The 20,181-nt window shown below is 40.9% G+C and carries 19 protein-coding genes; 11 read left to right on the top strand and 8 right to left on the bottom strand.

Annotated features, from left to right (window positions below; all coding sequences use genetic code 11):
• Positions 1–8 precede the first annotated feature (8 nt).
• The 6 genes from ACSSWA_RS01920 to ACSSWA_RS01895 are packed head-to-tail and all read right to left on the bottom strand — an operon-like array spanning position 9 to position 5,940.
• Positions 9–533, bottom strand: a complete 525-nt coding sequence (locus ACSSWA_RS01920) for an outer membrane beta-barrel protein (protein WP_437354902.1) — start codon at positions 531–533, stop codon at positions 9–11.
• Positions 530–1,690, bottom strand: coding sequence for an ABC transporter permease (locus ACSSWA_RS01915; protein WP_437354901.1), 1,161 nt, complete (start codon positions 1,688–1,690; stop codon positions 530–532). The genes ACSSWA_RS01920 and ACSSWA_RS01915 overlap by 4 nt, the downstream gene beginning before the upstream one ends.
• On the bottom strand, positions 1,687–2,856 hold the full coding sequence (locus tag ACSSWA_RS01910) for an ABC transporter permease (protein ID WP_437354900.1): 1,170 nt from the start codon (positions 2,854–2,856) through the stop codon (positions 1,687–1,689). Before ACSSWA_RS01910 ends, ACSSWA_RS01915 begins: the two co-directional genes overlap by 4 nt.
• Positions 2,857–2,859: 3 nt before the next feature.
• A complete protein-coding gene (locus ACSSWA_RS01905) occupies positions 2,860–3,840 on the bottom strand; it encodes an HlyD family secretion protein (RefSeq protein WP_437354899.1) in 981 nt (326 codons plus the stop codon).
• Positions 3,833–5,305 carry a TolC family protein gene (locus ACSSWA_RS01900; RefSeq protein ID WP_437354898.1) on the bottom strand — a complete coding sequence of 491 codons (1,473 nt, stop codon included), beginning with the start codon at positions 5,303–5,305 and terminating at the stop codon, positions 3,833–3,835. The genes ACSSWA_RS01905 and ACSSWA_RS01900 overlap by 8 nt, the downstream gene beginning before the upstream one ends.
• A 47-nt stretch (positions 5,306–5,352) precedes the next feature.
• Complete coding sequence (locus tag ACSSWA_RS01895; RefSeq protein WP_437354897.1) at positions 5,353–5,940, bottom strand: TetR/AcrR family transcriptional regulator; 588 nt, start codon at positions 5,938–5,940, stop codon at positions 5,353–5,355.
• 131 nt (positions 5,941–6,071) lie between these two features.
• Between ACSSWA_RS01895 and ACSSWA_RS01890 the strand changes: the two genes are divergently transcribed.
• From ACSSWA_RS01890 to ACSSWA_RS01850, 9 genes are all read left to right on the top strand, one after another.
• Positions 6,072–7,136, top strand: a complete 1,065-nt coding sequence (locus tag ACSSWA_RS01890; RefSeq protein WP_437354896.1) for a porin — start codon at positions 6,072–6,074, stop codon at positions 7,134–7,136.
• A 7-nt stretch (positions 7,137–7,143) separates the two neighbouring features.
• Positions 7,144–7,671 (top strand): FMN-binding protein, encoded by a 528-nt coding sequence (locus ACSSWA_RS01885; protein ID WP_437354895.1) that lies wholly within the window; start codon positions 7,144–7,146, stop codon positions 7,669–7,671.
• Complete coding sequence (locus ACSSWA_RS01880; protein ID WP_437354894.1) at positions 7,668–8,159, top strand: hypothetical protein; 492 nt, start codon at positions 7,668–7,670, stop codon at positions 8,157–8,159. Before ACSSWA_RS01885 ends, ACSSWA_RS01880 begins: the two co-directional genes overlap by 4 nt.
• 52 nt (positions 8,160–8,211) lie before the next feature.
• Entirely contained in the window at positions 8,212–8,379 is a 168-nt protein-coding gene (locus ACSSWA_RS01875) for a twin-arginine translocase TatA/TatE family subunit (protein WP_437354893.1), read from the top strand.
• A gap of 87 nt (positions 8,380–8,466) precedes the next feature.
• Entirely contained in the window at positions 8,467–10,386 is a 1,920-nt protein-coding gene (gene htpG / locus ACSSWA_RS01870; RefSeq protein ID WP_437354892.1) for a molecular chaperone HtpG, read from the top strand.
• A complete protein-coding gene (locus ACSSWA_RS01865; RefSeq protein ID WP_437354891.1) occupies positions 10,379–11,323 on the top strand; it encodes an NAD-dependent epimerase/dehydratase family protein in 945 nt (314 codons plus the stop codon). The genes htpG and ACSSWA_RS01865 overlap by 8 nt, the downstream gene beginning before the upstream one ends.
• 106 nt (positions 11,324–11,429) lie before the next feature.
• Positions 11,430–12,119: a sensor histidine kinase gene (locus ACSSWA_RS01860; RefSeq protein ID WP_437354890.1), complete on the top strand. Its 690-nt coding sequence runs from the start codon at positions 11,430–11,432 to the stop codon at positions 12,117–12,119.
• Between the two features lie 11 nt (positions 12,120–12,130).
• On the top strand, positions 12,131–13,522 hold the full coding sequence (locus ACSSWA_RS01855) for a sigma-54-dependent transcriptional regulator (RefSeq protein ID WP_437354889.1): 1,392 nt from the start codon (positions 12,131–12,133) through the stop codon (positions 13,520–13,522).
• Between the two features lie 15 nt (positions 13,523–13,537).
• The gene (locus ACSSWA_RS01850) at positions 13,538–14,872 is read left to right on the top strand and encodes a hypothetical protein (RefSeq protein ID WP_437354888.1); all 1,335 of its coding nucleotides are present in this window, start codon (positions 13,538–13,540) and stop codon (positions 14,870–14,872) included.
• Here the strand turns inward: ACSSWA_RS01850 and ACSSWA_RS01845 are convergent, their stop codons facing one another.
• Together ACSSWA_RS01845 and ACSSWA_RS01840 are read right to left on the bottom strand one after the other, a co-directional pair.
• Positions 14,873–15,523: an HAD family hydrolase gene (locus ACSSWA_RS01845; RefSeq protein WP_437354887.1), complete on the bottom strand. Its 651-nt coding sequence runs from the start codon at positions 15,521–15,523 to the stop codon at positions 14,873–14,875.
• Positions 15,524–17,332 (bottom strand): PQQ-binding-like beta-propeller repeat protein, encoded by a 1,809-nt coding sequence (locus ACSSWA_RS01840; protein WP_437354886.1) that lies wholly within the window; start codon positions 17,330–17,332, stop codon positions 15,524–15,526.
• Between the two features lie 132 nt (positions 17,333–17,464).
• Here ACSSWA_RS01840 and lepA point away from each other — a divergent pair, with 132 nt between their 5' ends.
• The gene (gene lepA / locus ACSSWA_RS01835) at positions 17,465–19,258 is read left to right on the top strand and encodes a translation elongation factor 4 (RefSeq protein WP_437354885.1); all 1,794 of its coding nucleotides are present in this window, start codon (positions 17,465–17,467) and stop codon (positions 19,256–19,258) included.
• Between the two features lie 16 nt (positions 19,259–19,274).
• Complete coding sequence (lepB, locus tag ACSSWA_RS01830; protein ID WP_437354884.1) at positions 19,275–20,177, top strand: signal peptidase I; 903 nt, start codon at positions 19,275–19,277, stop codon at positions 20,175–20,177.
• Positions 20,178–20,181 lie beyond the last annotated feature (4 nt).

Below are 20,181 nucleotides of genomic sequence, written 5' to 3'. Positions count from 1 at the left end.
AGCTGAACTTACAGATTGGGAGCTATTCTCAAACCAAGACTGTTTGTCCATCCGGAAAATTCCATTCCGTTGAAATAAACGCCGAGGTCGAAATTAATCGATAGATTATCGAGCAGTTTATAATCGACTCCCGCGCCGTAACGCGCGTACAATTTGAATTTATCGCTCGAAGGGAGATTACCGTATTCGTATTTTTTATATGCGGTAACGAATCCGGCAGATAGATAGGGGAAAATCAGCTCAGTATTGAAAGGCTTAACTACTGCGGTTAATCCCGCTCTGTAATCGGTTTCTTTACCGTTCAATTCTTTCATATCGCCTTTCAAATATTCTCCGGTAAAAGCGACTGCAAATTCCTCGGTGATGTCGTATCCGGCTAACAAACCGTAACCTACGGGAGATTTAATATCCGTAATCCCTTTATCGCCGATATTGTTGAAATGACTGAAAATAATTCCGGCAGAAATTCTGCTTTGTGAATATGCCGCGAACGGCAATGTTAACAGAATTAATAACGTTAATAACCGTTTCATTTTATACCTCTGTTTAGTTTATGAATTCTGATTAAGGAAAGCGCGAAATAGAACAAAAGGAGCGCACTAAGATGCAATATCTCGGGCAGGAGATTGGAAATTCCCGCGCCGGCTTGAGATAACCTCGTAAAAAGATTGATGTAAGGAGTAAATGGAACCGAATAACTCAATAGCTTAATTGTAAGAGGCATTGCTTCTAACTTCCAGCTGTATCCCGAAAAGAGAAATATGGGATACGATGTGAGCGCCATTATTTGAAGCGCGTGCAATTTTTTCTTGAAGAATGAAGAAATAAAAATTCCGAAGTATACTACGCTGCCCAGAAACAGAAATCCTGTTAAGGTAAGAACGATATAATTCCCTTTGAAATTAATTCCGAATAGCGGGAAGATGAGAATAGTAAAAAATAATAAGTATACGGAATAAAAAAGAGTATAGTAAATGCCTTCCGCAGTAAGCGTTTGAATAATACCGTAATTTTCTCCCAGCTTTCTAATTTCAGCCGTTTCTCTGCTTTGAGCTACTCTCTCGGAAATGCCCATTAATAACGTCTGGTGCAAGATAAGAATGAGAACGGCGGGTATTAGGTAGTAGCCGTAACTGTCCAACGGATTAAACAAATTGCGGATTTCGAGTTGTACCGGCTCGGACAATATCTTTGCCTGTTGCGGCGTTAAGCCTTTTGATCTGAATAAGGAAACCTTAATTTCGTCATTAACATAAGCTACGGTCTCGTTTATACCTTTATTTAGGTCGTTCGAAATCAAAAAACGCGACGTGTTTAGATATACTTTTATCGAGTTCTTTTCGCGCTTTTTTAATTTTTGTTCGTAATATTCCGGAATTACAATAATTCCCTGAACGGAACCGTCGCGTATCAATTTTTCGTCCGGAAAACCGATTTCGGATTTGACGCTTATATTGGAGTGTGCGTCGAATAAACGAATCAATTCTCTCGAGGAAGGCGTTCTGTCGAAATCTACCACAGCCACCGGAACATCCCGTTCAACTTTATTGACATATACTGAACTATAGAAGAAAGAATAAAACAACGGCGCTAAAACGAGTATTGCAAGTAGATTAACGTCCCTTTTTATGGCGCGCGACTCGTATGCCAGGATGCTTTTTATGTTTCTTATTATATCCTTAACTTTCATTTGAATTCGCTGCTCATAATTTTCTTAATTCTGTAATTCAACGCGATATATGCCGCTGCAAACGCGACGATTGCAAAAAAAACAAGCGCCGCAAGCTCGGACGATATTTCAAATATGTTCGCGTCAGCGCGAATGATTTTTATAAAAGCTTCGAGGAAATATGTGAACGGCATTGAATAAGCCAGCGCCTTGTGAAACGAGGGCATCGCCCAAACCGGGAAAGTATAACCGCTGAGTATAAAAGCAGGAGTGTTAATGAATATTGTCAGCTCGGTTGCAAAAAGTTGGTCGTTAAACAATGAAGATATCAATAGCCCGGTATTGACATTGACGGCGATGAAAATAATCAATAATACCAATAGTAAAATATACGAACCGTTCACAGCTATATTATAAAGCGGAAAAATTACAAAAAGAATTATCAGCGACATGAAAAAATAAAGCGTAAAGTAAGGTAGAAACTTTCCTGCAAATATTAAATTTGTATCCCTGTGCGATATCGAAAGCAAATCTTCAAACGTTCCTCCGCTATATTCGGAATTAATAATCAAAGATGTAGAAAGCATAATTGCAATCTGAAGCGTAAAAGCTATCAATCCGGGCGGCAAGTAACTCAGATAACTGTAGTTAGAATTATAGAGCGAACTGGTTTCTATTTTGACCGGAATAACCAGCGGATAGGCAATCGTTTCGTTCATAGAGCTCTTTTCGAATTTATTCAGCAACACGCCGGCTGAAAACGTCTTTACGATTGTAGTGGCGTCTTTTAAGATAAGATTGCCCGTTATAATATTGGAGCTGTTTTTGTATACAATAACCCTTGATTGCTTGCCCCGCTTAATCGAGCGTTCAAAGTCCGTTGGTATATAAATTACGGCTTCGGTTTTGCCGTCTTTGAATCCTCGTTCAATCATATCGAGCGAACCGTATGAATCGATTACTTCCATGGAAGGGGAAGCGTCAATAAGACGTATTAATTTACGCGAAAGCTCGCTTCTGTCGCAGTCGTAAACCGCCACGGGCAACTCGCGTAATATTTCCTTTTCATATATCGAATTAAATATCAATATAAGAATTAAGGGCAGGGCAATTGCAATAAATATGGCGACTCTGTTCACGCCCCTAATCTCTCTCTCGGCTATACGATATATTGTTTTCAAATCCATTTTCTATCGCTCTAATTTTATACGGGCAGTCATACCCGGACGGAGACTATTATTTTCTTTAATCGGGACGAGACGGATTTCAAAGGTTTTTAGATCGAATTCTCCTTTCCGGTTTGTCGGTTTCCAATCGGCAAAATCGCCTAATGGAGAAATGTAATTTACCTTCATGGAAATATCTTTGTCGCCGAGAGCCTGTACGTTTGCTTTGAAAATTTTCCCTTTGGAGAAGTTATGCATTTCGTCTTCTCTAACGTGAAGTGTAACATATCTGTCGTTTTCTGGGAGAATAGAAAAAACCGGATAGCCGGTGTTAATCAGTTCCCCTATATCGGCGTAGATGTCGGTCACTTCGCCAGGAACAGGAGCTTTTATTGTCAGTTCGTCATAATAAGACTGAACTTCTTTGTAAGCGTTCTCCGCCTGATCAACAAGACCGCGCGCCGCTTCAATTTCTTCGTCGCGGGCGCCTTTTAGCGCCATATCGTATTTGGCTTTTGCGGCTTCCATCTGAGCTTTTGCTGCGTTGTATTTAAATTCGATTTCGTCGAATTCCTGGAGCGAAATAACATTTTCCTTGTAGAGTTCCTTAAATCGATTATAGGTTTTTGAAACGTATTCGAACTGTGATTTTGCCTGGAGATATAAATTCAGGGCGGCTTCTTTTTCTTCGTTGCGCGCTCCGTTGAGAGCCATCTTGTACTTTGCTTTGGCAGCTTCTAACGCTCCCTTCGCCTGATTCAGTTTGGCTACGAGTTCCTTGCTCTCAATAATTGCTAGCGTATCGCCCGCGCTTACTTTGTCGCCTTCCCGGACGTATATTTTCTTCAGTCTGCCGGGAATTTTTGAGGATACGTCTACCTGGCGAGATTCGACCAAACCGGTAATTATCGTTTCGCCGCCGGAGAAGGCTCCGGAAAAAGCAATAAAGAATACTGCGACGAGCAGTACGATTGCTATAGATGGAATTATGATTTTCTTATTCATGTGAAAACTCCTGATTCTTCCAAACGTCAAAAAATTTTTCGAAATCGCCCGCGGCATAATAAAGCTCGGCTAACGATTTATAATAATTGTATAAAGCGGCTGTTCTCTCGAGTTCGGCTTTCTCGAGCGACAACCGCGCATCCACTACTTCCAGCGAAGTTCCCATTCCGTTTAAAAATCTCTTTTCGTTTTGCCGCAAATTTTCCCGGGCTAACTTAATGTCGGCTTCAAGCTTCTTAAATCTTTCGGAAGCGTTATTAGCTTCGGTGTATGATTTTGTAATCCACAAATTAATCAGCTGAACGGACTCGTTCATTGTCTGTTCTACTTCGGATTCCAGATAGCTCGCTTTTTGTAAATCGAGATAATTTTTGAAACCGTTGAATAAATTGATATTCAGTTGAAGGCCTACAGCCCACCTCGGTTCGAGAGATGATAAATACTCGGGATACATCTCATACTTGCCGAAAGCTATCAGCTTCGGTAAAAATTCGGAACGGGCAAGATTATAACTCTGCCTGGCGGCAATTTTTTTCTCTCTGATAATATTTAATAAAGGCTGTCTGCTTTGCGCTTCGGATTCAAGTTCGTTTATCTGGACTTCTGTTTCGTTGTAAATGAGGCTGTCGGTGAATTTTATCTCAGTAGTCTGAGGAATATTCAAGAGCTGTTTGAAATTTACGAGCGCAAGTTCGAGATTATTCCGGTCGTTCAGTAAATTCGTCTCAGCTTCGGCTAAGGCTACTTCCGCTCTCAAATAATTATTATAAGCGATAATCCCCTCTTTGTACAATTTCCGGGCGTCTTCTTTGTGCTTGCGTATGCCGTCAAGAACCGATTGTCTCGTTTTGACGATGCTTTGAAGAAGAATAACCTGCATGTATGCGTCGGCGACTTTATAACTTAATTGGTTCTTTGCGGAGAGAAGCTCGTATTCGGCTGCTTTTAATTCGCTCGAGGCATAATTTTTTGCAGCCAAAAGTTTGCCGCCCAAAAAAATCGGCTGATAACCGGCTAATGTAGCCGTTTTAAAATCCTGTTTCTTAAACGTCATACTGAAGGGAGGCAGCAGGGTATTTAAGCCTGCTGCAATTTGATTCCGGGCGGCTGATTTTTGCGCGTCGCTCATGGAAGGTAGACCGTTTAATATGTTGTATATATTTTTAATCTCCGTTTGCGAGGACGCTTCCAGACTTACAATTGCATCTTTGATCGGATTGAGGTCGATATCGAGATCATCGTTCAAATGAGTGTAGGACGCTTCCAGAGAAACGGAGGGAAGAAAATTGCCCCACGATTTTTTATTCTCCGCCTCTTTAGTTTTCAGGCGGGATTCGTACTTTTTAATCGTAAAGCTGTTAGCAATTGCAGTCCTGATCGACTCCTTCAGCGACAGTTCGAGCGACTGCGCAGTCGCTAAGTTTGCTATTAACAGAAAAGCTGTAATTATTTTTACCGGTCGCATAATTTATTCCGAAAAATGAATCAGTATTCAATAATAAATAAAAAAAATTACTTCATAATTCCGTGCTTAATCAAAAATTTGAAATTTTGCCTTATTTTGTTTAATGGTAATTTATCCGGCGTTAAAGCCCACTGATGGAGCAGATTTCGTATTGAGCCGAAGATAAAATGACGGAATATTTTCAAATCTATGTTTTTATTGAACAATCCCGATCTTATTCCTTCTTTAATTACTTTTTCGCCTTCGTCCAGGAATTTTTCGTAGTAAAGCGAATATTTGTCACCAGAGATGCGGTTCATATTTTCCTGTTCGTTTACAAATACAATGGCGACGGAAGGATTTTCCGTAAACATATCGAAAATCAAGTCAATCATAGCGTCGATTTTTTCGATGGGGGAGAGGGCTTCGTTTGCCGTTATTGCTAACAATTCGTTATAAAGTTTCTCCCAGAGAGAATTGTAGATCTTTATTAAAATGTCGTCTTTATTCTTATAATACAGATACACGCTTCCGGTGGCAACGCCGGCTTGTTCGGCTATCTGCGAAATCTTCGCCTTATGAAATCCGTGCCTGGCGAAGATGTCAACCGCTGCTTCGAGAATGTCTCGTTCTTTATTTCCTTCTTTTACTCTCATTTCAAATTATTAATGAATCATAATTCAAAAATACACGATGATAAAATTATTGTCAAGAGAAATTTGGAGAATTATTTTTTATAATTTATATATGGTCTAAATAAAAATCAATTTATGCGGAGGTACTCTTTATGCGTTTCTACTTTTCATTACTGTTGTTTTTTGCTTTCGGTTTAACTGCTGTTGCTCAAACCGACGAGTTTTTTGAATCCAAAGCTACAATTGGCGGATACGGAGAACTCCATTACAATTACTCGAAAGCCGAAAATTCAAAGGCTTCAAAGACTCTGGATTTTCATCGGTTCGTAACTTTTCTCAGCTATAATTTCAATGAAAAATGGTCTTTCAAGTCGGAAGTAGAGCTGGAGCATAATTTTGTGCAAGGCGGTCAGGGAGAACTTGAGCTCGAGCAGGCATATGTAGAATATCGTCATGCCGATTGGTTCGGATTTCAGGCGGGCGTAATTTTGCCTTCGGTTGGGTTGATTAACGAATATCACGAACCTCCGTTATTCTTCGGGGTTGAACGCCCGGAATATCATAATAAAATAATTCCCACAACGTGGTTTGGCAATGGAATTGCTTTCTTCGGAAATTATAAGTCGTTTGACTATAAACTGACCATCATGGAAGGGCTCAACAGCGATAAGTTCAGCGAATCGAATGCAATCCGAAGCGGAAGAGTTAAAGGATATAAAGCCGACGCCGAAGAGTTGTTATATAATCTGCGGGTCGATTATCTCGGATTCAACGGCTTGAGAGTCGGCGGCTCTTACACTTACAACAACGCTACGGGCGACACGTCGCAAAACGCCGTTTCGATTTATGAAGTTCATGCTGCGTACCAGATGAATAATCTTTACCTTGTTTTTGAATACGGCAATATAGACTATGAAAAATATAATTTGAAAAAATCCAACGGATTTTATGTCGACTTGGGTTACGATATTTCGGGTCTGTTGAATTGGAAAACGAAAGTAATTCCTTTTGTCAGGTATTCCGATTATAACACCGCGGCGTCAACTGTCGCCGGCGGCGATTCAGAAAAGGCTAATCACTATACTTACTGGATGGTCGGCTGCTCGGTAAAACCGTTAGACAAAGTAGTTTTTAAGGCAGACTATGGAATGCGCACCAAAGAACTCGGTTCGCAAGAGACCACTCTCTTCAACTTAGGCGTCGGTTATATGTTCTGAAAAATTTATGACTAGATTCTTTATTATATATTTATTGTTGTTCAGCGCTGTTAACGCCGGTATTAAAGAAGAAGCCGAAAGGACTGTCAAAAGTTTTTTCGGCTCCGGCTTTAAAGTGGAAATGATTAAATTCGATATCCCGAACGAAATTAAAACAAGTCTGGAGAATAAATACCGGCAGAAATTTTTCCGGGATAATTTGTACATGTGGAAAATCTATCGGGGAGACGCTTTGCATGCCGTTGCGGTAATGGACAATGTCTACGGCAAATCGCTTCCGATTACTTTCCTCGTAATTTTCGATTCACATGCAAAAGTAATAAATGCGGAAATCATAAAATACAGAGAATCATACGGCGGCGCGGTAAAGGAAAAAAGCTGGCTGGAGCAATTTTTCGGAAAAGACGCTTCGTCGTCTTTCGAGCTTGGCAAAGATATTAATTCAATCAGCGGCGCTACAATTTCCGCCGGGTCTGTTACCAGAGGTATAGCCAAATTAACCGAGTTAATAAGTATTATCAAATCCGATTTATGAATCTCAAACTGAAAAAACTGGATAAAACTCTTAAACTTTTTCTTGCCGCGTATTTGATTGCGCTTACTGCCGGGGTCAGTATCGGCGTATTGTTTGTAAGGCACACAACTCATATGTCGACCGAAGGCGTGGTTGAAAGGTTTGCCGGTTCTCAATCGGACGACGAATTTGACATTCAGGAAGCATATCCTAAACCGATATCCGAGCTCATAATAACTACTCACAATCATATACTCGGGCTTTCGTTTGTGTTTTTTACAGTGGGACTTATCTTTTATTTTAATTCGCTTATCGACGGCAAATGGAAAGTTCTGCTAATGACGGAGCCTCTAATCTCTCTTCTGATATCCTTCGGATCGATTTGGTTGATCAGATTCTACAGTCCTTCTTTTGTTTATCTTACTTTTATTTCGTCTCTATTAATGTTTGCGTCGTTTTACGTTATGGTTGCGGTCTCTTTTTTTGAAATTTGCTTTATAAAAAAATAATGAAGGAATGAATTTTTTTTATTATCTTTTGTCCGTAAAAAAGAGGTGAAAGATGGGAAATTTAGGCGCAACGGAAATTATCCTGATAGTTTTGGTGCTTGTTTTATTGTTCGGAGGCAAGAAAATACCGGAACTGATGAGGGGATTGGGACAGGGAGTAAAATCTTTTAAGAAAGCCATCAACGAAGACGACAACAATTCCGAAAACGACAAATCTTAAATGCACGCTTCGAATTGAAGCTGAGCCGAATCATCCTTATTTTTGCGGTAGCATTTTGTATGGTTTTTCATAATACGGGGAGGAGATATGGGAGAAGTGCATACCGCTAAAAAGTACAAATTCAAAGCCGAAGTTAAAAAACTGCTCGACATTTTGGTCCACTCTTTATACACAAGCAGGGAAATATTTCTGAGGGAATTAATATCGAATGCCTCCGATGCGCTCGATAAACTGCGCTTCGAAACCACCAGGGGCTCGGAAATAATAAATCCGGAATTGCCTCTCGAAATCAGAATTACGATAAATAAAGACGATAAATCGATTACGGTTTCCGACACCGGAATCGGCATGAATTACGATGAAATCACCAAGAATCTCGGCACGATTGCCAAGTCAGGAACGGAAGAATTTCTAAAGATGGTTGCCGATTCGAAAGACGCCACTAATATTATCGGACGTTTCGGAATCGGATTTTACTCCGTTTTTATGGTGGCAAAGGAAGTTATTGTTACTTCGCGTTCATACCGGAAAGAAGACCAGCCCGTTGAATGGCGCTCCGACGGTTTGGGACAATATGAAGTGACGGCGCTGGAAAAAGAATTGCCCAGAGGCACTTCCATCAAAGTATTTTTAAAAGATGATGCCGAAGAATTCCTCGAAAAGTGGCGCCTGGAATCGATTATTAAAAAACATTCTAACTTCATTTCATTCCCTATTTACGTTGAAAACGATAAAATAAATACGGTTTCCGCAATCTGGAAAGAACCCAAGAGCGCTATTACCAAAGAGCAGTACGAAGAATTCTATAAATTTCTCACGCACGACGCCGAGCCGCCTGCGGATATTATTCATAAAACTATCGACGCTCCGATTCAATTTAACGCTCTGCTGTTTATCCCGAAGAAGAGCGACGAATTTTTCTGGCTCGACAGGGACAATTACGGATTGGATCTCTACGTAAGAAAAGTTCTCATTCAGCATAAGAATAAAGACCTTCTGCCGGAATATCTCGGTTTTGTTAAAGGCGTTGTCGATTCGGAAGACCTGCCTCTCAATATATCCAGAGAAACCCTCCAGGAAAATGTAATATTTAATAAGATAGCGTCGAGCGTTACTTCAACCGTGCTTTCGTATCTTGCGGAGAAAGCCAAAAACGACAAAGAAGGATATGAAAATTTCTGGAAGGAACACGGGAAAATATTCAAGCTCGGCTATGTCGATTTCGGCAACAGGGAAAAATATATCGAACTGCTCCGCTTCAATTCTTCTTTATGCAAAGACGCCGATGAAGTGATTTCCCTCGAAGATTATGTCGGCAGAATGAAAGAAAATCAAAAAGAAATTTATTATGCAAGCGGGCCTAACTGCGAAGCCATTTTGAGTAATCCGCACATCGAAATCTTTAAAAATAAAGGAATCGAAGTCCTTTGCCTTTACGAACCCGTCGATGAACTGGTAGTAAATTCAATCGGCAAGTACAAGGATTTTCTTCTTAAGTCGATCGAAAACGCAGACGCAAAAGCGCTGGAGAATATTAAAAACGATGAGAAACAATCCGAAGAGAAGAAAGAAGAGTTGAGCAAAGACGATAAAAAACATTTCAGCAGTCTGCTTGCTAAAATGAAAAAAATACTTGGAGATAAAGTTGAAGACGTGGTTGAATCTCAAAGGCTCGTGGAAAGTCCGGCGTGCCTTGTATCGACAAACGACGGATTGACTTCAACGATGGAAAAAATTCTGAGAATGACGAATAAGGAAATGCAACCGAGCAAGAAACGTCTGGAAATAAATCCCAACAATAAATTAATCAGAAATTTGCTGGAAGTCTTTAAGAAAGATTCCAACGACAAAGTAATCCGGGAAGTTACCGAACAGCTTTATTATATTTCGCTGCTCAACGACGGAGAATTGACCGATCCCCATTATTTTACGTCGCTGGCGAACAAATATCTGGAAGAATCGAGTTCCTGGTACATCGATTACTCGACAAAAGGAAATAATGAATAAGAAGAAGATAGTTATTACAGGAGGAGCCGGTTTTATAGGCAGCCATATTGCCGAAGCCTGGCTCGAAAGAGACGCCGAAGTTCATGTCATAGACAATCTCAGAACCGGCTCCCTTTCCAATATCGAAAAACTCGACGGGATTGTTTTTCATAATGGCAGCATAACAGACAAAGAATTGGTGTTCGAAGCAACAAAAGACGCCGATTATCTGCATCATCTTGCGGCGGTTATATCTGTGCCAGAATCGATCGAAAATCCCGAAGAATGTATCGATATTAATGTGGGCGGACTGATAAATATACTCGAAGCCGCGAAAGTAAATAAAATCAAGAAAGTAATATTCAGCAGTTCCGCAGCGGTATACGGCGACAATCCGGAACTCCCGAAGTCGATTCATTCGCCCGTATTTCCAAAATCGACATACGGCATTACAAAGCTCGACGGAGAATTTTATCTTAAAATGTATCATGAACAATTCGGAGTCAACGGAATAGCGCTGCGGTATTTCAATGTATTCGGGGCAAGGCAAAATCCCGCAAGTCAATATGCAGCGGCTGTGCCGATTTTCATTACGAAAGCTCTAAAAGGCGAAGATATAACCATATTCGGCGACGGCAATCAAACGCGCGATTTTATTTATGTCAAAGACGTCGTAAAAGCGAATATCTTGGCAGCGGAATCGCAAATCGCACAGGGAACTTATAACGTGGCTACGGGCGACAGTATTACTATAAACGACCTTGCGCGGATGATTATCGACATTACCGGCAGCGATTCGAAGATTGTGTATCTGGAGGAACGTCCCGGCGACATTAAACACAGCGCCGCTTCGATTTCTGAAACGATATCCGAACTCGGTTTTGCTCCCGGAATAAATCTTAAGACCGCGCTGGAAGAAACTATCCGTTCTTATAAATCAAACGGAACTAATGAATAATTCGGGTCTGACATTTTTTAATAAAAAAATCTTTTTGTAACTTTGCTGCAAGTGATTGGATTATATATTAGTACAGGTGGTTCCAATAAAAGGGTAATATAGGGTTTTGGAAGATTATATCCAGAATAATAAACTGACTTTATTAGGAAAGTTAACGGCAGGTTTGTTGCACGAAATACGCAACCCTCTTACTGTCATTAAATTGAATCTCGACTATCTCAATATGTTCGAAAAAGAGCTTTCTTCCGAACTGAGAGAATCGGTCGCCTCTTCGTTAGAAGCATTCGAACGGATTAATTTTATTATCAGCGACGTACTCGATTTCACCCGGAAATCGGGAGACCGCCAGAAAAGCGTTTCTATTAATACGATCGCCGAAAGAGCCATCGATATTATTTCTTTTACGGCTTCCAAAAGGAACATCAATATTATTAAAGAATTCGACCCGGACATACCCGAAATAAATATCAACGAGAATAAATTGCTGCAGGTGATGCTCAATCTGATTAACAACAGTATTGAAGCTTCGAAAGATAAGAGCGATATCTATGTTAGGACGTTCTACAGCGAAACTCCGGAAAACAAAAAAATCGTATGGGAAGTCGAAGATTTCGGGTGCGGCATTAAAGACGAAGACAAAGAAAAAATATTGTCCGGATTCTATACAAGCAAAGTTAAAGGAAGCGGAGTGGGACTGACTGTATGTAAACGACTGCTCGAAGAGATGGGCGGGCAGCTCGGTTTTGAATCCGAATACGGAAAAGGTTCAAAGTTTTTCATTACATTTGTTTTTTAACCCGGGTAATTATGGAACCGAAAATTCTAATTATCGACGACGACGACCTGGTTTCAATGTCGCTCAAAAAGGTGCTGGTCAAGCAGGGATACGTTGTGGATGTGTGTAACGACGCAGGCCAGTGGGCGGATATTGTAAAAAATTTTCAACCCGACCTGATTCTTCTCGATATTTATTTGACTACGCATAACGGCATCGACATTCTTAAGCTGATTAAAAAAGACTATCCTGCATTGCCCGTCATAATGATTACAGGGTATGCCGATATTAAAATGGCAGTCACTTCGATAAAGCTCGGCGCATTCGATTTCCTTCTAAAGCCGATCGACCTGGAGCAGCTCAATATTGTGCTCGATAAGGCTCTCGAAAATATTAAACTGAGAAGCGAGATCGACAGACTCCATACGATTCTCGAAACCGATAAATTGACAAAAGAATTTTTCGGACGAAGTCCCAAAATTCAACGACTACTCGATTCGGTGGAAAAACTGGCGTCGAGCAGCGATACTACGATTTTACTCGAAGGAGAAAGCGGCACGGGAAAAGAGGTTTTTGCGCGATTTATTCATCAAAACAGTCCGAGAGCGTCCGCTCCGTTTATTACTATCAATTGCGGTTCGATACCGAGGGAATTGGCTGAAAGCGAATTGTTCGGACACGAAAAAGGCGCTTTTACGGGAGCCTCTCAGAAAACCAAAATGGGTAAATTCGAACTTGCCAACAACGGAACGCTCCTTCTGGATGAAATCGGCGAACTGAGCCTCGAAATGCAGGTTAAACTTTTGCGCGTTTTGCAAGAAAGAAAATTTTATCGGCTCGGCGGCGAAAAAGAAATAAGCGTAAACGTACGGGTACTTGCCGCAACGAACCGGAACCTGGAAGAAGAAGTTAAAAAAGGGAATTTCCGCGAAGACCTGTTTTACCGTCTAAACGTTGTTAAAATCGATATTCCGCCTTTGAGAGAAAGGCAGGAAGACATTCCGTTTATAGCATATTCATTTCTGCAGGAATTTAATAATAAATTCAATAAATCTATTAACGGTATAGACCCCGCCGCTATCGATTTGTTAAAGTCTTACAGATGGAAAGGAAATATCCGCGAGCTTAGAAACGTCATGGAGCGGGTCGTACTCCTCTGCGAAGAAGATATGCTGCGAGTTCATCATTTTGCATTTCTCATTGAGAAGAAAGCGGAAGCGGAAAACGATACCGATTCATTCGTACTCAAAATACCCTCCAAAGGCATTACGATGGACGAAGTTGTTAAGACATTGATACAGAAAACGCTGTTGATAACTAACGGCAATCAGGTGCAGGCTGCAAAAATTCTCGGACTCTCGAGGTCCAAACTCCGTTACCGAATGGAACAACTCGGAATTGAAGTTACCAAACAAATAAACTAAAGCGCTCTCCTTGTTATGAGGTTTTTATTCTTTTTAATCTCTTTTATTTTTGCCGCAAATCCGAATTACGGACAATACTTAAATCCTTACAATTCTGATTCCTACATGGGCGGCGGATTCGGTATCAACTGGATTAACGGCGCTCCGCATTATTCTTTCCGAATGTTCCCGGAATTTACGATTTCGAAAGTAGGAATCGGGCTCGACTTGAGAATCGATTTTACGGCAGACGGCAAAATCCGTTCGGAAAATTTCAACGAATTTTCGGATTATCTGAGTATTATCCGATATGTCAGGTACGGTCAAAAACGCGACCCGCTATATATTCGGCTCGGCGCTCTCGATTATGCCACATTAGGACACGGCAGCATACTCTATCTTTATAATAACAGTCCCTCTTTGGATTCGCGTAAAACGGGTCTGGCTTTCGACGCTGATTTTAACGAATACGGTTTCGAATCGGTATACGGAAATTTCGGCGGCAGCGGTTTGATTGGCGGGCGTATTTATATCAGACCGTTGAAATTTACTTCATTGTCGGAAATTCCGATTGTCGGTTCCATTGAAGTCGGCGCCACTCTGGTAACGGATACGGATGAAAATGCCGGCATTACGTCGGGAATATTTGTCGATTCGTTGTTTATTCCGACACACAAAGAGAGCAATCCTGCAGTTGTAGGATTTGATTTCGGGCTTCCGGTTTTGAGAACCGAAGTAGCGGATCTCGATTTTTACATTGATTATGCAAAGATTATCAACTTCGGAGGGGGCGCTTCTATCGGCGCTCTATTCGGATTTAAAGGTTGCTCTTTATTAAAACTTTATGCAAGAATCGAAAGAAGATTCAACGGCAGCAGATATCTGCCGTCGTACTTTAATGCTCTTTACGAAATTGAAAGGTTCGCTTTAAACGCCGGCAAAAAGACTTTTGCGAGCAAGTTAAACGCATTAAATCTGGCAAAGGCTGGAAACGGTTATTTCGGCGAATTAGCCGGCGACTGGCTCGGCATTCTAAAAATTTCAGGCAGCTTCAGTAAAACCGACGGAATGAACGACGGAATTTTGCATCTGCAGGCGGTTTTCAATTCGGAAAATTTTCCTTATCTCTTCCGTGCGGGTTACGACAAGGCAGGAATAGATAAATTTTCGGATCTTTTCGGCACAGACGATCGTTCGTTTGCATTTGCAGAAGCGGGTTATAAATTCCAAAGATATTTTTTGGTTTCCGTTTTTTACAGCTGGACATTCGAACCCGTGAGGAATAATTTGAACGAAATCGAAGGCTACAAACCACAAAGACGCATCGAGCCGAGAATCTCTTTTATTTACCCTATCGGGAACGGAAACTGATTATTCGAAATTGTCATAAACGAATTTTTTAAATTCGTCCACGCTGTAGAATTTGAAGTCGGCTTCGACTTCGGAGAACTTCTCTCTCGAAAATCTATCCCACAAAACAAGAGCGCATTTTACTCCTGCATCATGCGCTGCTTTAACGTCGTTTGCAACGTCGCCTACCATCAAAACTCTTTCGCCTTTAAGTCCGAATTTGGAGATGAAAAGCCGTATCCCTTCGGGATCGGGTTTATGTTTTTCAACATCGTCGCCCGTAATAATCAGATCGAAGTAGTCGATCAAGCCGAGTTCTTTTAATGTGATTTCGGAAGATTCTCTTCCTTTGCCCGTAAAAATACCTATCGGTATCGAACGGTTCTTCAAGAAAACTAATATATCTTCGATGCCTGGATATGCGGGCGCTTTTTCTTTATGGTTTTTCCGATAATAATCGTAGTAGTCTTTTCTTGCTTCGCCGTATCTTTCCGCCATATATTCCTTGAGAATAACGTCTTCTGTGGGACCGAAAAGGGCGACTATTTCGTCGTTGCTCATTCTTTTGTTCAGATATTTTCCGATTACATGATTGAATGTATCGAATATAAGCTCATGAGTGTCGGCGAGTGTGCCGTCGATGTCGAAGATGATTCCGTCGAAATTTTTCATTCATTTTACCAGTTTTTTAAAGTTCAGATTATATATTGCGCCGTCGACAGTTGCAATCAATAAATTGGATCCGTTTAGTCGGGAAACGCTGAGTAAAGGCGAGTTCCCCAATGAAAAAAGCCGTTCTATTTTTTTATAGCCGTCCCACAGGTATACAACTCCGTCGACAGCCATGATATAACTGTTGTCATCGATAGAGTAGGGAGGGAAAGCGTTGTAGCGGACGTTTTGTTTGAGTTTGATTTCTTTAATTGTATTTCCGTTGTTGACTGCAAAAGCGAATAAATTTTCCTTGTCAAACGAAAAGATGTATTTGCCGTCGCTGCTCAGGCTTATTTCTTTTCTTAAATTGTACCTGTCTCTGTACCAGTTCAATTTGCCGAGCAGATAGTCGACGCAGAAAAGCCGTCCGTCGTTAGAAACCGCGAATATTGAATTTGAAGAAATAATTAAATCAGAATTGGAGAGATTGTCTTCTTTCCGGTATTTCCAGCGCCATATAAAGATTCCTGTGCGCGCGTCGATGCAGTATAAAAATCCGTCGTCTGATGTGTAGAAAATTTTGTTGTCGTGTATGATTAGATTGTCGTTGACCGCGTCTTTCGATATGTCGTTAACCCAATATTCCTGTAAAGTTTCGAGATCGTAACAATAGACCTTGCCTTCGTTCGTGCCGAAGACCAGAGCTTTCCTGGAACCGGTAACTTTGGGAATCATTAATTCTTTATCGCCCGAGTAATCAATCGGCAGGAGGGAAGTTGTAATATATTCGTTGAATCCAATCGACTGAATCTGTTCGCCCGTCATACTGATCGATTGCAGATCGCCTTGATAAGTAACCGCGTTTATAGTACGGTCGGCTATGGCAATCGATCCGTAAACATCTCCGTTTAAGTCGTAATCCCATAAAATATCGCCGGTAGTGTCCCTGCAGGTCAGAATGCCTGCGGCGTCGGCAGTAAAAATTTTCTTGTTGAAAAAAGCCGGACGACTGTATAAATCGTTCTCCAATTGCGACTTGAATACAATAGCAGAATCCGGCAAAGAAATTGTGTCGATACCGATTTTTTCTTTTGTTACTTCGATTGTTTTGTCAATAACTTCTAACAACTTACCCGAACGAATTATTATCGAATCGGTTGTTATCCGGATTTGGGCAGCTTCCCATTTATTTGATTTATCCGGTCTGAATTTTTCAAGATAGAGCGCAGGATAGCCGTATAAATTAGTTAACTCTGTCACGGAGGAGTTCCCGCATACGATAAGTTTCAGATTTTTCGAAGCGACTAACTTCATGAACTCCTTCCAATTGTCAGCCGTGTTGTTAACCGGTTCGGGCAGAAAAAGATAAATTTCGTCCGATAATGAAATCGTATCGATTGTTTCATTTAACCAGTTAAAAATTTCTCCCGAAAAATGTCGATAGTTTTTGAAAGGTATTATTGGAGAAACGCCCAACAGGAACAAATTGCCTGCTTTCATATCGAATCTGTCGTTGAATATTTCGGGCATCTCAAGTAGGGCGTTTAACTTCTCAAGATTATTGGCTGAAGGCAGGATAAGCGTTTCTTTATTAATTTTATTTATAAACGTTTGTATTTTATTTACCGGCTGATCTTTACCGTTTAAATCTCCTAGTAAAATGATTATGTCGGCGCTGCTATTATAGTTTATGTAAGCCGCTAAGGAATCGAGTTCGGATTCCGTGTAATTTGAAAGATCGGGAGATGAAATAACCGCAACGTTAAAGCTTTGAGCAAAGAGAGAGTATGCTGAAAAAAGAAACAGGAGCAGAAATAATCGTTTCATTTAAGAAGTCCTTATTGTACATGCACAAATTTAATAAAAAAATTAATTGGTAATGATGTGCCGAATGAGCGCGCAAATTGTAAATAGAGCCGCTTATTCATATATTTAGCACCGAATTATAATAATTTAGGCATGAAAAACATACGTAATTTCTGTATTATCGCTCACATAGACCACGGCAAATCGACGATAGCCGACGGATTGCTCGAATACACGCATACAATTTCGGAAAGGGAAGCAAAAGAACAGTTGCTCGACAGTCTCGATCTGGAGCGTGAAAGGGGAATTACAATTAAATCCCACGCCATTCAAATGAACTATAAAGCCGGCGACGGCAATAATTATATTCTAAATTTGATTGATACGCCGGGACACGTCGATTTTTCTTACGAAGTATCCCGTTCGCTGGCTGCTTGCGAAGGAGCCGTTTTGGTTGTTGACGCTGCGCAGGGCGTCGAAGCTCAAACTATTTCTAATTTATATATGGCAATTGACGCCGGTTTGGAAATAATTCCGGTAATCAATAAGATCGATTTGCCCAGCGCAATGGTCGACCAGGTTAAAAAGCAGATTATCGATTTAATCGGCTGCAAAGAAGACGAGATTATATTAGCCAGCGCAAAGACGCGTGTGGGTATTAAAGAAATACTCGAAGCGATTGTTGCAAGAATCCCAGCTCCTCAGGGCGATCCGGACGCTCCGTTGCAAGCTCTTATTTTTGACTCGATTTTCGATTCTTACCGAGGAGCGATCGCATATATTAGAGTTGTAAACGGGGTTATAAACGAAAAAGACGAAATAAGGTTTTTTGCAAGCGGAAAAAAATATCTTGCAGAGGAAATCGGAATTCTCCGGTTAAGCCGTATAAGAACCGGGAAATTGGAAGCCGGGAATGTGGGTTATTTAATTGCAAATGTTAAAGAACTGCAGGATACAAAAGTAGGCGATACGGTTACCCATGTACGCAATGGAGCTGAAAAGCCGCTGCCCGGCTACAAAGAAATTAAACCGATGGTCTACAGCGGTCTTTATCCGACTAATTCAGACGATTACGAGGATTTGAGAGACGCGCTCGAAAAATATAAACTGAACGATTCTTCGTTAACCTTTACGCCCGAAACTTCAGCCGCGCTCGGTTTCGGTTTCCGTTGCGGTTTCCTCGGTATGCTTCACATGGAAATTGTTCAGGAAAGACTCGAAAGAGAATTCGGACAGTCGATAGTTACTACTTTGCCCAACGTCGAATACTGGGTTTTCAAGAAAAACGGAGAAAAGATTATTGTAGACAATCCTGCGGATATGCCTCCTCAGGGCGAAATCGAGCGAGTCGAAGAGCCGTTTGTTAAAGCGCAAATTGTCACTCCAAGCGAATATATCGGGAACTTAATGCAGCTTGCAATTGAAAAAAGAGGTGTATATATAAACACTACTTATATTGACCCGACAAGGGCGGATATGGCGTTCGAATTTCCCCTGTCGGAAATTATTTTTGACTTTTATGATAAATTAAAATCGATTTCGCGTGGATATGCTTCGTTCGACTATGAATTTATCGGTTACAGAGAATCCGACTTGGTCAAACTCGACATTCTCTTAAACGGAGAAAAAGTGGACGCTCTTTCGGTTATTGTGCACGAAAAGAAAGCTTACACGTGGGGACAAAAAGTCTGTTCGAAACTGAAAGAATTGATTCCCCGTCACATGTTCGAAATTGCCGTTCAGGCTGCTATAGGCAACAAGGTTATTTCGAGAACAAATATTAAAGCCCTCAGAAAAAATGTATTGGCTAAGTGCTACGGAGGAGATATTACACGAAAGAGAAAATTGCTCGAGAAACAAAAAGAAGGTAAAAAAAGAATGAAACAGGTCGGGAATGTGGAAATTCCGCAGGAAGCATTTCTGGCTGTATTGCAGATAGAAGACTAATACTAAATGGAACAATATGGAAAAGAAAAACAAAAAATCCGACATACCGGTCAAAACTACATTTCAAAAAATTTACGATCAGTTCAAGAATTTATTATATGCCGCAATTGCCGCTCTTTTAATCAAAACATTTTTTATCGAAACATCGAGAGTCCCGACAGGCTCTATGGAAAAGACCATTCTCATCGGCGATTTCTTGTTTGTAAATAAATTTATATACGGAGCTACTTCTCCGCGGACAATTCCGCTTACGAATATCACATTGCCGTATTTTCAATTACCGGCTCTTTCGGAACCCGAAAGGTATGATATAGTCGTATTCGAATATCCCGGCGACAGAGACGAATTACGTCCTGCAGTAATAAGCAATTACGTGAAAAGATGCATAGGTCTTCCGGGCGACACAATTGAGATAATAGATAAAGTCGTATTCATTAACGGAGAAGAAGCCTGGATACCTCCTCACATTCAATACATAAATCCTTATGTAACGCCGAAAGGAGTCGCCAATCCTAGAATTTTCCCCAAAGGAGCTAATTTCAATGAAGACAATTACGGACCCGTTGTAGTGCCCAAGAAAGGCGACGTGATTAAATTATCTGTTGAGAATATTGAACAATGGCGCACAATAATCGACAGGGAATTCGGCAGAAGAGTCGTTACGGTGGAAGGCGATAAGATTTTTATCGACGGGAAAGAAACTTCCGAATACACAATTAAAAAAGATTATTATTTTATGCTCGGAGACAACCGCGACGACAGCGCCGACAGCCGATTTTGGGGATTTGTACCGCGGGATAAAGTTATCGGCGAGGCGTTTATGATTTATTGGTCGTGGGATCCATCAATACCTTTTACCGATTTCTTTAAATTACTGGGTTCCGTGCGCGTTAACAGGATTGCAAAATTAGTCCACTGATGTA

Origin of the sequence: Melioribacter sp. Ez-97, assembly GCF_051488665.1 — a bacterium.
In the GTDB taxonomy this organism is placed as follows: Bacteria; Bacteroidota; Ignavibacteria; order Ignavibacteriales; family Melioribacteraceae; genus Melioribacter.
Note: the sequence above shows the minus strand (reverse complement) of the source record. Positions and strands in the feature narration are given on the sequence as shown.

Bases quoted from the DNA above. Each gene is read 5' to 3' on its own strand.
- ACSSWA_RS01840 (WP_437354886.1), bottom strand. From the start codon at position 17,332: ATGAAACGATTATTTCTGCTCCTGTTTCTTTTTTCAGCATACTCTCTC.
- ACSSWA_RS01855 (WP_437354889.1), top strand. From the start codon at position 12,131: ATGGAACCGAAAATTCTAATTATCGACGACGACGACCTGGTTTCAATG.
- ACSSWA_RS01865 (WP_437354891.1), top strand. From the start codon at position 10,379: ATGAATAAGAAGAAGATAGTTATTACAGGAGGAGCCGGTTTTATAGGC.
- ACSSWA_RS01880 (WP_437354894.1), top strand. From the start codon at position 7,668: ATGAATCTCAAACTGAAAAAACTGGATAAAACTCTTAAACTTTTTCTT.
- ACSSWA_RS01875 (WP_437354893.1), top strand. From the start codon at position 8,212: ATGGGAAATTTAGGCGCAACGGAAATTATCCTGATAGTTTTGGTGCTT.
- lepB (WP_437354884.1), top strand. From the start codon at position 19,275: ATGGAAAAGAAAAACAAAAAATCCGACATACCGGTCAAAACTACATTT.
- ACSSWA_RS01895 (WP_437354897.1), bottom strand. From the start codon at position 5,940: ATGAGAGTAAAAGAAGGAAATAAAGAACGAGACATTCTCGAAGCAGCG.
- ACSSWA_RS01920 (WP_437354902.1), bottom strand. From the start codon at position 533: ATGAAACGGTTATTAACGTTATTAATTCTGTTAACATTGCCGTTCGCG.
- ACSSWA_RS01850 (WP_437354888.1), top strand. From the start codon at position 13,538: ATGAGGTTTTTATTCTTTTTAATCTCTTTTATTTTTGCCGCAAATCCG.
- ACSSWA_RS01915 (WP_437354901.1), bottom strand. From the start codon at position 1,690: ATGAAAGTTAAGGATATAATAAGAAACATAAAAAGCATCCTGGCATAC.
- ACSSWA_RS01910 (WP_437354900.1), bottom strand. From the start codon at position 2,856: ATGGATTTGAAAACAATATATCGTATAGCCGAGAGAGAGATTAGGGGC.
- lepA (WP_437354885.1), top strand. From the start codon at position 17,465: ATGAAAAACATACGTAATTTCTGTATTATCGCTCACATAGACCACGGC.
- ACSSWA_RS01890 (WP_437354896.1), top strand. From the start codon at position 6,072: ATGCGTTTCTACTTTTCATTACTGTTGTTTTTTGCTTTCGGTTTAACT.
- ACSSWA_RS01885 (WP_437354895.1), top strand. From the start codon at position 7,144: ATGACTAGATTCTTTATTATATATTTATTGTTGTTCAGCGCTGTTAAC.
- ACSSWA_RS01845 (WP_437354887.1), bottom strand. From the start codon at position 15,523: ATGAAAAATTTCGACGGAATCATCTTCGACATCGACGGCACACTCGCC.
- ACSSWA_RS01905 (WP_437354899.1), bottom strand. From the start codon at position 3,840: ATGAATAAGAAAATCATAATTCCATCTATAGCAATCGTACTGCTCGTC.
- htpG (WP_437354892.1), top strand. From the start codon at position 8,467: ATGGGAGAAGTGCATACCGCTAAAAAGTACAAATTCAAAGCCGAAGTT.
- ACSSWA_RS01900 (WP_437354898.1), bottom strand. From the start codon at position 5,305: ATGCGACCGGTAAAAATAATTACAGCTTTTCTGTTAATAGCAAACTTA.